9 protein-coding genes and 1 pseudogene are annotated in these 10,941 nt (G+C 56.2%); 5 read left to right on the top strand and 5 right to left on the bottom strand.

The genetic code is table 11. The annotated features are described in order from the left end of the window. Window positions 1-216: 216 nt before the first annotated feature. Both RHIBUN_RS0129085 and RHIBUN_RS0129070 read right to left on the bottom strand, forming a co-directional pair. Window positions 217-426 (bottom strand): cold-shock protein, encoded by a 210-nt coding sequence (locus tag RHIBUN_RS0129085; protein WP_018116770.1) that lies wholly within the window; start codon window positions 424-426, stop codon window positions 217-219. 850 nt (window positions 427-1,276) lie between these two features. Then, window positions 1,277-1,600: a hypothetical protein gene (locus RHIBUN_RS0129070; protein WP_025662303.1), complete on the bottom strand. Its 324-nt coding sequence runs from the start codon at window positions 1,598-1,600 to the stop codon at window positions 1,277-1,279. Window positions 1,601-1,815: 215 nt separating this feature from the next. Here RHIBUN_RS0129070 and RHIBUN_RS0129065 point away from each other — a divergent pair, with 215 nt between their 5' ends. From RHIBUN_RS0129065 to RHIBUN_RS34265, 5 genes and pseudogenes are all read left to right on the top strand, one after another. Then, window positions 1,816-2,247 (top strand): hypothetical protein, encoded by a 432-nt coding sequence (locus tag RHIBUN_RS0129065; RefSeq protein WP_018116768.1) that lies wholly within the window; start codon window positions 1,816-1,818, stop codon window positions 2,245-2,247. A gap of 3 nt (window positions 2,248-2,250) precedes the next feature. After that, a complete protein-coding gene (locus tag RHIBUN_RS0129060; protein ID WP_025662302.1) occupies window positions 2,251-3,477 on the top strand; it encodes an HlyD family secretion protein in 1,227 nt (408 codons plus the stop codon). Window positions 3,478-3,855: 378 nt separating this feature from the next. Continuing rightward, entirely contained in the window at window positions 3,856-4,290 is a 435-nt protein-coding gene (locus RHIBUN_RS0129055) for a pyridoxamine 5'-phosphate oxidase family protein (protein WP_025662301.1), read from the top strand. 943 nt (window positions 4,291-5,233) lie between these two features. Then, window positions 5,234-5,470, top strand: coding sequence for a hypothetical protein (locus RHIBUN_RS0129045; protein ID WP_025662299.1), 237 nt, complete (start codon window positions 5,234-5,236; stop codon window positions 5,468-5,470). 34 nt (window positions 5,471-5,504) lie between these two features. Next, a pseudogene (locus tag RHIBUN_RS34265) lies at window positions 5,505-5,714 on the top strand (hypothetical protein); the annotation flags it as partial. A 220-nt stretch (window positions 5,715-5,934) separates the two neighbouring features. On the opposite strand, the gene RHIBUN_RS0129035 reads toward RHIBUN_RS34265, so the two are convergent. The 3 genes from RHIBUN_RS0129035 to RHIBUN_RS0129025 all read right to left on the bottom strand — a co-directional run bounded on the left by RHIBUN_RS0129035 (window position 5,935) and on the right by RHIBUN_RS0129025 (window position 10,407). After that, entirely contained in the window at window positions 5,935-7,101 is a 1,167-nt protein-coding gene (locus tag RHIBUN_RS0129035) for an amidohydrolase (RefSeq protein WP_025662297.1), read from the bottom strand. A 205-nt stretch (window positions 7,102-7,306) separates the two neighbouring features. Further along, entirely contained in the window at window positions 7,307-7,621 is a 315-nt protein-coding gene (locus RHIBUN_RS0129030) for a hypothetical protein (RefSeq protein ID WP_025662296.1), read from the bottom strand. 188 nt (window positions 7,622-7,809) lie between these two features. Further along, window positions 7,810-10,407, bottom strand: a complete 2,598-nt coding sequence (locus RHIBUN_RS0129025; protein ID WP_025662295.1) for an EAL domain-containing protein — start codon at window positions 10,405-10,407, stop codon at window positions 7,810-7,812. Between the last annotated feature and the right edge of the window lie 534 nt (window positions 10,408-10,941).

Below are 10,941 nucleotides of genomic sequence, written 5' to 3'. Positions count from 1 at the left end.
TGTCTTCGCATCGTACGATTGGCCGAAATTCGTTCCGCCAAGGTGACCGCCGCCACTGGTGTTCTTCACCTGGCGGAGGGCCCGCTGGATTTGCCGGTCGGCATTTGTCTTTTTCATTCGATCACTATCTCTGAAAACGAGGAAAGGAAGGGAGTCCCGACTTTTGAAATGTTCGGTCGATGCCAGTACACCCCTGGCAACAGACCGATGGTTTCTTTAGGCGGCTTGGAGGTTTTCAGCGGCGCTCTTGCCCGAACGGGTATCCTCGACAACGTCGAAGCTGAGCTTCTGGCCTTCAGACAGGAAACTCATCCCTGAACGCTCGACGGCGGAAATGTGAACGAAGATGTCCTTGCTGCCGTCCGTAGGCTGGATAAAGCCGAAGCCTTTAGTGGTGTTGAAAAACTTAACGATACCTGTGTTCATGACGATTATCCTTTTCAATCGCACGAGTAGTTGCTGCCCGACGAGAGCCGTCGGCAGTCAATGATCGATGTCTGTAAGAAAAGGTTCGCCAGCTGCGTCATACAACGCAAAGCAAAGCTCAAAAAGCAAAAGTCGATGCCCTATATATAATGAGCAATACGTCGTATTCAAGACGAGAGACCCCGCCTCCAATTTCTCTGTGATGTTCGAAAGCCTTCGGCGGCTTCAAAGGAAAACGTAGACGTGCTTTTTGATGCCACGCTGCGACGAGATCACTGAATTTCCTTGAAGGAGCGCAATCCAGCTCCTGCCAAAGCCTATGCGGCGCAATTCGGACCAAGACGTAATTCGGGTGCCCTTGTACCTCCCCTGGTTTGGGCGCAGGCCAAATCCGGCGTCGAGAGTGTGACGGGCGATACCGGGGTTTGCTTTTTTGCTCTGGCCGCTATCGGCGATCATTCCAAGTGCGCCGAACGGTATTCATCCGCCAGCCGGCCCTAGGCCGTCGCCTCGATTTCGAGGGAAGTACAGTTGACGGTCGGACGCGTTTCGCTCGGTTATCGTCTACGACGCTGGCCCCTGGCGATCTGGCGCAGCATACTTTGACCCGCCGTAAGCATCTCGACGAGGAAGGTTGCGAGCGCCGCGATGAGCGAGAGGACGGCACCCGCAAACAACAAATCATCATCAAAAGTCTCGCTGAAAATTGACAGCGCTCTTTCGGGTATCAACGGAATTCTTGCAACAGAGCCCTAATTTTGCTCACGACCGGCTTTTCTGCCGAACCGCGCGCCTCCGCGTGGAGGAAGAGGGCGCTCAGTCGGCCGATCATCGAAAAGTTATTATCAGTCTAAAGCAAAATGAAAACCAGGACGGTGACACCGGTAAACATCCCAAACCCGAGCCCGATCTTGTTGGCCTTGGCTTGTGCCCTACGCTGCATGATTCGGCGTTGCGCTGTCGTGATCTGCCCATTCACCAATTGCTCCGCCTCGTCGTAGCGCCGCCTCTGCTCCTTAGCCAGTTCCTCGCGGACTTCCGGCGTGTCCTCCGGTATCAATTTGATACGGGCCGTGTAGCCCAGGGCTTTGCGACATTCGACGTCGGCAAGAGCCTCTCTCATGGTGTCAAAGACGCCTTCGATCACGTAATCGACCATTATAAAGTATTTCATGGCTCCGTCCCCTGCCCCCGCTACATCTTAGACCTCCGCCGGCTTCTGAGCCACATGGCGCTTGGAGTGGTCTGCGAACGCGAGGGACAGACCAGCCAGAAAGTTCCGGGAAACACCGCCGGTCATAATCGAAAAATTCCCTGTTCAGCTCGCTGGAATTTGCTATGTCTCTACAGGTACGACAGGAACAACGATCCTTTAATGGGACTTCCGACATGGACCAAGAAATCCATCCTGCCGCGATTGAGCACCTGCCAGTCTTCATCACCGCACCTGGGCAGACCGACTATCTTTTCGTGGCGGTCGCTATCTTTCTCCTGGTCATGGTCCTCGTTATTGGCAATCTCTATTTTCAGCTACATGCGCTTCCAGAGCGAATGGCGCATAAGACCAGCAAGATCCAGCTGGAAATCGTGGCGGTGCTGGGTTTGATCTCGTTGTTCACGCATAACCATCTTTTCTGGATTGCCGGTCTCTTGCTGGCTTTCATCGAATTTCCGGACTTCTCGACACCGCTCTACTCCATTGCCCGGTCGCTCGGGAAACTGTCCGGTCGTGACGTCCAGTCGACAGGAGACCCAGCGCTGGTTCGAGAAGAACCGATCGTGTCAGAATCGAAGGTGGACTCCCACGGAGAGGGCATCTGAGCCATGTTCGAACTGATCCTGTGTTCCCTGCTGACGATCGTTCCAGACTATCTCTACCGACGCTATGGCCAAGGAAAGCGGATCGGCCGCGAAATCACACTCTATAGCGTGTGGTACGAGCTGCGCTGGGGCATTTCTGCTTGTCTCCTGCTGACGATTTCGCTGATCACCATGATCTTCTACTTCCATCCATCGACGTCGAATGTCACCGCCATATTCCGCACCGTAACAATTCTGCCGGAAACAGGCGGGCGCGTGGAAGAGGTATATGTCGGGATTAACCAGAAGGTCCAGGCCGGTGATCCGCTGTTCAGGCTCAACAGTGACACCCAGCAGGCCGCGCTTGATGCGTCCAGGCGCAAGATTGCCGAAGTCGACGCCGCAATGAAAGTGGCTCAGAGCGAGCTTGCAAGCGCCGACGGCGAGATCAAGCAAGCCCAGGGAGACTACCAAACGGCCGTCGACGAATACGAGATGAAGAAGCAGCTCTTGAAGAACGACGCCGTGGCCAGGCGCGAGGTTGAGCGGCTTGAAACCAACATCGATAGTCGAAAGGGTGCGCTCGATTCAGACATCGCCAAAAAGCAGACCTTGCAAACGCAGATCGAAGAACTTCTGCCGGCTCAAAAGGCGAGCGCTGAGGCGGCCGAAAAACAGGCGCAGGTCGATCTCGACAAGACCGTCGTCAGGGCCGGCGTTACCGGGACCGTGCAGCAATTCACGCTTCGTCGCGGCGACGTGGTCAACCCCCTGCTGCGTCCCGCCGGTATCCTGGTCCCAGAAAGTGCGGGCAAGAACGTCCTGATCGCCGGCTTCGGGCAGATCGAGGCGCAGGTGTTGAAAACGGGAATGATCGCCGAGGCGACTTGCATCGGCCGGCCGTTCACCATCATTCCGATGGTTGTAACCGAGGTTCAGGACGTCATCGCCGCAGGTCAATATCGGCCGACGGACCAACTGCTCGACGTCCGGCAGGTATCGCAGCCTGGGACCCTGACCGTCTTCATGGAGCCACTCTTTACCGGCGGCCTCAACGGCGTTCCCCCGGGAAGCAGTTGCATCGCCAACGCCTACACGAATAACCACGACGCGCTTGCCGACAAGAACATCGGCACCTTGCGCTGGATCTTCCTGCATGTCGTGGACACTGTCGGCCTCGTCCACGCGATGATCTTACGGCTGCAAGCGCTGTTGCTGCCTGTACAGACCCTTGTCTTGCAGGGCCATTAAGTCTCATCGATCCCATGCCGGAGCGGCAGAAAATCGGCGGTGCTGTTGACCGCCCTGCCGCCCGGCGAAGGATGCCAGACGAGGAATTCGTTCGACCTGTAGCTTGGATGGGCCAACTCCGGCGGGCTTGGAGAGCATTTAAAGAACCGGGCAAGAGCGTAGTCGAATTATCAACCGCAGGAACAAACCGTTGAACGATGCGCGGGCAAGGCGGCGCCGGTAGAGCGCACAATCATACTATGTGGCCGCGGCAGGAGCGGGCGAGCAAAGGCTCTCGGCACTCCTTTCCTCAGTGGCGGCGAACCTTTTTTAACAAAGACCGTTTCCATCTCACGGACAAGGATCCGCCCATCCGCAGCTCTGTATGGGAGTTTTGAAATGGCAGGCAAGTCACTCGCCGATTTATCCGAAAAGATGCGCAAGATCGACTTTTGCATGATGTCGACGAAGACATCGAGCGGAGTAATCGCAAATCGCCCCATGAGCAACAATGGAGACACCGAGTATGATGGCGATAGCTATTTCTTTTCGTATGACAACACCTCAAAAATCAATGACATCGATCGCGATCCTTGCGTCACGCTCGCCTTTTGCGAAGCGCCCAGCATGCTCGGCAGGCCCGGCATGTTCATCTCGATTGAGGGCAAAGCGTCACTTGTCCGCGATCGCAGCATGTTCGATGATCACTGGGAGAAAGATCTGGAACGCTGGTTTCCACAAGGCGTTGAGACCCCGGGACTTCTTCTGATCAAGGTCCAAGCGGACCGGCTGAAATATTGGAATGGCGAAGACAACGGTGTCATCGAGGCGTGACTGGGACTTAGTTCCGACAGAGGCTTTCGCCCTTCGTCAGCTGTTCCCATCTGGAAAAGCGGGCTATTGCATCCACACTCTTTCTACTCGGCACAAGGGAAGGAGAATGGATGACTGAACTGACCTGTTCGACACTTCCGCTCTTCAGTGGCATCGACGTCAGTGCCTAATTCCACCTGTTCGAAATTTCCGGGCACGTTTCCACCGGGGATTTAATGCTTTTGAGCAAATGGACCGCATCTGCGGGTAAGCGTATATTAGGATTGTCGAAACCTTAGGGAAAGACAAAGGTAAAGGCCTAATTCCAATCATGCGGATCCCCGCCGCAGAGGAGTTCTCTTCAGAAGTGCAAGGGGAGGTTCTCGCCCTCTCGTGAACCTCCCTCCTACTTCCACAACATGCAGACCGAGCGCCTGAAACGATTGAGATTCTGCTCATATGGGCATCTGGACGCGCTTGAAACTTTCGGCCATAACGCTAATTATCGAGATGCAGCGTTCTGCTGTCAGGTCCACACCGTCTGTAGGTCCATGCAAAAAAGCCCGACGACCCCGTCCGTCGGGCTTTGCTTTTTCAATTTTCTCACAGAGGGCGCGTAAGCGACATTTGCAACCTTGAACCACTTCGATCAAGCTACTTTACCACCATACCGCGGCGCCCGTTACTGGGCATCGGCCAAGTGGGCCTGGCACTGTTGCATGGGTCTCGGCGCGCAGTTCAGTCGAAAGACGGCTAGCGCAGGCGCCGTGGAGAAAATCATGGAGAACGACGCGACAACTACTCCGGCTGGTTTGGCCGTCCTCGATGGAGCCAATTCCGGATCACGCGGAGCGGGGGTGGGGCTTACGCAGTCGGCTGACGCATTGATCGACGCGGCTGCCGAAGATATGATTCAGTGTAAGGAACTTCTGACGAACGACGTTCCTCCCGGCGCGGGTGGCTAATGGACCGTGTCGATTTCTCCGTCGTGAATGCTGTCCTCAAGACAATCTGTCGCGAGAATGGAATTGCCAGAGACAGGAAAGCAGTACTTCAGATCGCCACATTGCTGTTGGCACTTTGGAAGCAAGGCGAGCACGAAGGAGCCGCGCTGGAACGCGTTGCGCGGGAAAAACTGGCAGAGGCTTCGATCATCCTGCCCGATACAGATAAGGAACAATCAAGCCCAGATCGGGTTTAGCCATATACGGGTCCCCTAGATCGCCGAGGCGGTGATGTGGGCAATCTTGATTGGCGCAGCTCTTGTCGTCGCCGGAACACTCGTCCTTTTCCGGCCAGCGCTTGATAGACGGCTGAGTGATCCGCATCGAACGTTGCAAAGTGGCCGCACGCTCGAACCCCGAGGCCAGGGCCTGAGGTTCCTTGGTATCTTCAAAAACTGGCCAGCATTGGCACTGATTGCGATTGGCGCGTTCATTCTGGCTTTGCTGGATACTGGTGACGGCTCAACCGCGTCATGCGGCGGCAGCATGCTCCGGAAGCTGTACTTGACGCTTCTTCGCAAAGGTTTACATTCAACCCATCATGTCTCTGACGGCTGACCACGGATGTACTGGCAGTTGTTGTTGAGACAGATTACGAGAGGTCGGCGCCGAGGGAGGTGCCGGCCTTTTTGTTTGCACGCCTGACACGGCCTTCATGAGGCTAAAGGCGCCCGAGCTCCTGATTTGCCAACGACAACCAGTATTTGACGCCGTATATGATTGCTCTATCGTCGAAATTGTATGCAGGGTGATGAAGGTAGGCACTGTCGCCATTCCCGACGAGGATGATGGCGCCCGGGCGTTGTTCAAGCATGTATGCGAAGTCTTCAGCCCCCATCGATGGCGCATAGGCCGTCTCGACACGACCCGCCCCTACGACGTTGGCGGCAGCCGACACGGCCACGCGGGTCTTCTCCTCGTCGTTGACGGTAACCGGATATCCTGGAATCCAGGTGATCTCGGCCTCCGTTTCGAAGAGCTTGGCTGCCATCCCCACGATATCGCGGAAGCGTTGCTCGACTGCCTTGCGCGTTTCAGGCTGCATTGTTCGAATTGTACCGCCTATCTTAACCGATGCAGGAATCACGTTAAGAGCCTGGTCGTTGCCTCCGTTCATGAAGGTGACCGACACGACAACCGGATCGAAGGGATCGGTAAACCGGGACGCAATCGACTGCAGCGCGGTGATCATATGCGCACTTGCCAATACCGGGTCCCGGGTGAGGTTCGGGGATGCCGCATGCCCACCCTTGCCGTTGATCGTCACCAGGAACCGGTCGGCGCCTGCCATGAAAGGACCGCTGCGTATGGCGAATGAACCAACATCGACGCCTGGCTCATTATGCATACCGTAGACTTCTTCGATCCCGAAGCGCTCCAGGAGACCTTCCTCAATCATGACGCGGGCACCGCCACCGCCTTCCTCGGCGGGCTGGAAGATCAACACGATCGCACCTGGAAAATCGCGGCTTGCGGCCAGGCACTTCGCCGCAGCAAGCAGCATTGCAGTGTGGCCGTCATGACCGCAGGCATGCATGCGGTTCGGCACTTTTGATGCGTAAGGCAGATTGGTTTGCTCCGACATGGGAAGAGCATCCATGTCGCAGCGAAAGCCAAGCGTTTTGCCCGGACCTCTTGAGCCGTTGATGACGGCCACGACACCCGACTTAGCGATCCCCGTGACAACCTCATCGCAACCGAACTCATGTAGTTTCTTTGCAACGAAGGCCGCCGTCTCAGGCAGATCGAAAAGCAGTTCCGGGTTTTGATGTATATGTCGGCGCCAAGTCTTTGCCTCTTCGGCGACAGCTTCGATGTCCAGTTTCACGTTCGGCTTCCTTCGTGATTTCCCCGGCGTTCTGTCACAAGAGTCGCTCGCATTTCAAGCGAGAAGCCGCGGCTCTCTGTATTGCTTAGCTGGCAAGGGCGAGCCATTGCGTCGAGAGAGGGTGCCTCCTCCACGCCCATACGACTGAAGCCTCGATGCCGGACGCACTGATCGGAACGTCTGGGGGAAACCCGCAAATTGACCGCTAACTAGCCACCTTCCAATTGATCACGGTGACATCGGAATCTGTCGAAAGACAGGGATGAGCGGGTTGGAGTTGCTTGACCAGTGTATTGACGTTGGAAAAGCCACTTTGGCTGAGCTCGTCCGAACTCAGTGCCGAGATCGATTTTCTCTGGACGGAAACGACGTGCACCCGGGTCGTTGGCCAACATCCACTCGCGGATCTGATCTCGAGCGGCCCCGGCTTAACCGTGCAGTATCCAACGCGAACCGCAATCGTCTTGGTGCCGTTTTCAACGGACGCCATGTGATTGTCCGCGACAATCATGTTTTGCATCATGCCTCCGATTATATCTGCCTCGGACCAAAGCCAGGGAACGCAGACCTGGCGGGAGATGCAAAATAAGCAAACAGGAATGTGAGGCAAACGCAAAAGCCGAATAGCTGCTATGCGCGCCTCCAGACTGACTATTGGAACGTGCCGGGAAACTCCTGCCGTCTGTCTTTCGCCGCCGATACACTCGGTCAGGCAGCGACGTCGCCCCAGGCTCTGGCGCCATCCCATCGCTCGATGAACGTGGACAGTTCGGGCGCTGTCACGGGCTTGCTGAAATAATAACCCTGGACCTGGTCGCAACCCTCTTGCCTCAGGAATTCCGCTTGCTCCGGTGTCTCGACGCCTTCGGCTGTCGTAACCATGTTCAAGCTCTGCCCCAGGCCGATCACGGATTTCACAATGGCCCCGGACTTGTCCTTGCTGTCCATGTCGCCGATGAAGGATTTGTCTATCTTGATCTTGTCGAACGGAAACGAATTCAGATAGCCCAGTGACGAATAACCGGTTCCAAAATCGTCCATGGCGATCTTCACGCCAAGGTTCTTCAGACCGTTCAGGATCTCGAGTGCAGCCGACGCATCATTGATCAGCACGCTTTCTGTGATTTCAAGTTCGAGCCGTTCAGGCGCCAAACCGGTCCGCACCAGAACCTGGCGGACGGTTTCAACCAACTCCCTGTTTCGGAACTGGACCGGGGAGAGATTGACCGCAACTCGAAGGTTTTGCCAATCGAGCACCTGGCGGCAGGCCGTCTCGAGCACCCACTCGCCGATTGACACGATGAGGCCGGTGTCTTCGGCCAATGGTATGAAATCGGCAGGCGATACCAAGCCGCGTGCTGGATGACGCCACCTTACGAGCGCCTCGACGGCAGCGACTTGACGCTTCCCGAGATCGATGAGGGGCTGATAGTGGACTTCCAGCTCATCCTTTAGAACCGCCTGTCTGAGGTCGTATTCCAATGCCTTGCGCTGCTGGAGTTCGGCGTCCATTTGCGCTTCGAATATCCGGTAGGTTGCACGCCCGCTCTGCTTGGCTCTGTAAAGAGCAATGTCGGCATTCTTCAATAGGCGCTCGGGATCGGTCTCTGTGGCGTCTGCAATGGCGATGCCGATGCTGACACCAACGTGCAGATCCTGCCCTTCGATCGTAAAGGGTGCGCGCACCACGTCGATCAGCTTTCGGCTAAGCTCCTCTGCTTCAAGGGGTTGAGCAACGCCCATTTGAATGATTGCAAACTCGTCGCCACCGAGACGGGTCACAGTATCGTGCTTGCGCACGCATCCGAGCAGACGGTTGGACAACTGCTGGAGAAGCAGATCCCCTGCCCCATGTCCGAGCGTATCATTCACTTCCTTGAAGTGATCGAGGTCGAGACAGATGATTGCCACGCGTGCAGTCTGTTCCGCGGTCGCTGCCAGTGCGATGTTCAGCCGTTCACGAAAGAGCGCTCGGTTGGGTAGACCCGTGAGTGCGTCGTGATGGGCAAGATGGCTGGCTCGCTCCTGGGCTTCCACCTCCTCGGTGATATCAGTCGCCGTTCCTCTAAAACCCAGGAACTCCCCTGACGAAGCAACGATCGGGCGCCCCGCCAGCCGGCAAATGCGTCCATTGCCGTTGGCGTCCCGATAAGCGCAACGCAGATCCCGGAAGGCGCGCTGATCGCTGCTACCTGCCATCAGTTGCCTCCAGCCATCTCCATCCGAGTCGCTCGAGAAGAATTGTTCGAACGTCTTGCCGAGAATGGCTTGTGGCGAAAGTCCCGTCACGTCGCTGAAGCGCGTCGAGAAGTATACCAGTCGGAGATCCTCATCACTTTCCCATATCCAGTCAGAGGAGGCTTCAGCAACATCCTTGAATCTGATTTCACTTTCTTTGAGCGTCTGTGCATATGCTTCGACAGTTTTCGCCGAGGCCTCCAGAGCCGAGGTCGAACGGCGAGCATTTCTGACCACCAGAACGGCAAATGCCGCGAGCACGACAAGGGCGATGCCGAGTGGTGGCAAGATGAAGCGAAGGAGCTGCTCGCCAGGTTTCGGCGGAGACCAGGAGATCGTTCCGAGGAAAACGCGATCCTGAGTCAGGAGTGGGATCGAGGCCTCGGCATCGTCCACTCGATCAAGCGAGATTTTCAAATCGGACAGCAGGTAGTCGCGCCCCATCCGATCGAGAAACTTCTGGTCCAGTCGTTCGGCGAAAACCAACATGGTGAGGTCTCTTGGCTTTACGTTCGAACGGTCAATGGAGGGCGGAAGTATTCCATTTGCCGCCACCACATAGATATCGCTCCCGGACTTGATCAAGCTTGTCGTTGGGTCGGCCTGAATGGAGGCGACATTCAGAAGATCCCGAAGTCCGCGTGGCATCACTTTCAGCGCGTCGACGTCCTTCGGCTCTCCATCGATCAGCCCATAGATCGTCCGGTTGCCTGGAGCGACGGCGAATACCAGTTCGTAGCCGAGGTCCTTGTAAATGTTCGGGCCGATATTCCCGTCCGTCGCGGCCCAGGCAATGTTGCCGCTCCGGCTGACGTTTTCGTAGACATCCTGACGAATCGTATAGTTGCGCAGATCCCGTCCGACCTCTCGGGCCTTTACTTGGAGTGCGGTTGTCGCAAGTCTCGTGGACGCTTCGACTTCCAGCTTGTTTTGTTGGCGTGCCGACAAGACAAGGACGACGGTTACGACCAAGATTGCGACAACCATGACTGCTGCCATGGGATAGACGATCCGTCGAATGAAATCTCGACCGGAAAAATTAGCCACATCATTGCCCAGACCGTGCATGCCATCCTCGCTCAGGTTGAGCGACACGCTACGGCACAAGTACAAATGACGGGTTAAAAATAGTTATGCTTTTTCAGTACCGCGTTGCCCGCTAAATGTCTGAACGTTGCTAAATGTAGAAGGGAGTGCCCGCGTATCCGAACACTTGAAACCAAGTACAGCATTCAAACTACAGCGAACTTAGTTGCAAGATGCTGCACGCGGGGACCGGCCCACTGGAGCTTGTGGGACAAGACCGGGCCGATAGGGGATAGTTGCGTTGCGACAGTAACGTCCGCGTTGAACCAACCTATTTGCACGGGCGACCTTGTAACCAGCGACGATCGCCGGCCAAGTTCGGCTGTCACGTTCCGGGTCAACCCTCGGATCTGACGCGTTTTTGCTGACGTGGGATCCGTAAGTCGCGCCTATCGATCGCGGCTACCGGACATCGAGCGCAACTCGTCTGGGCATGTTGCGCTTGATGACATTCAGCCACCGGATCCTTGCATAACATCATAGCGTTTCGAACAGCGTCAATGAGCAGACCGCTGG

It is taken from the genome of Rhizobium sp. IBUN (assembly GCF_000510625.1).
Lineage (GTDB): Bacteria > Pseudomonadota > Alphaproteobacteria > Rhizobiales > Rhizobiaceae > Rhizobium > Rhizobium altiplani.
The sequence above is the reverse complement of the archived record's forward strand: the minus strand, read 5'-3'. Positions and strand labels throughout refer to the sequence as shown.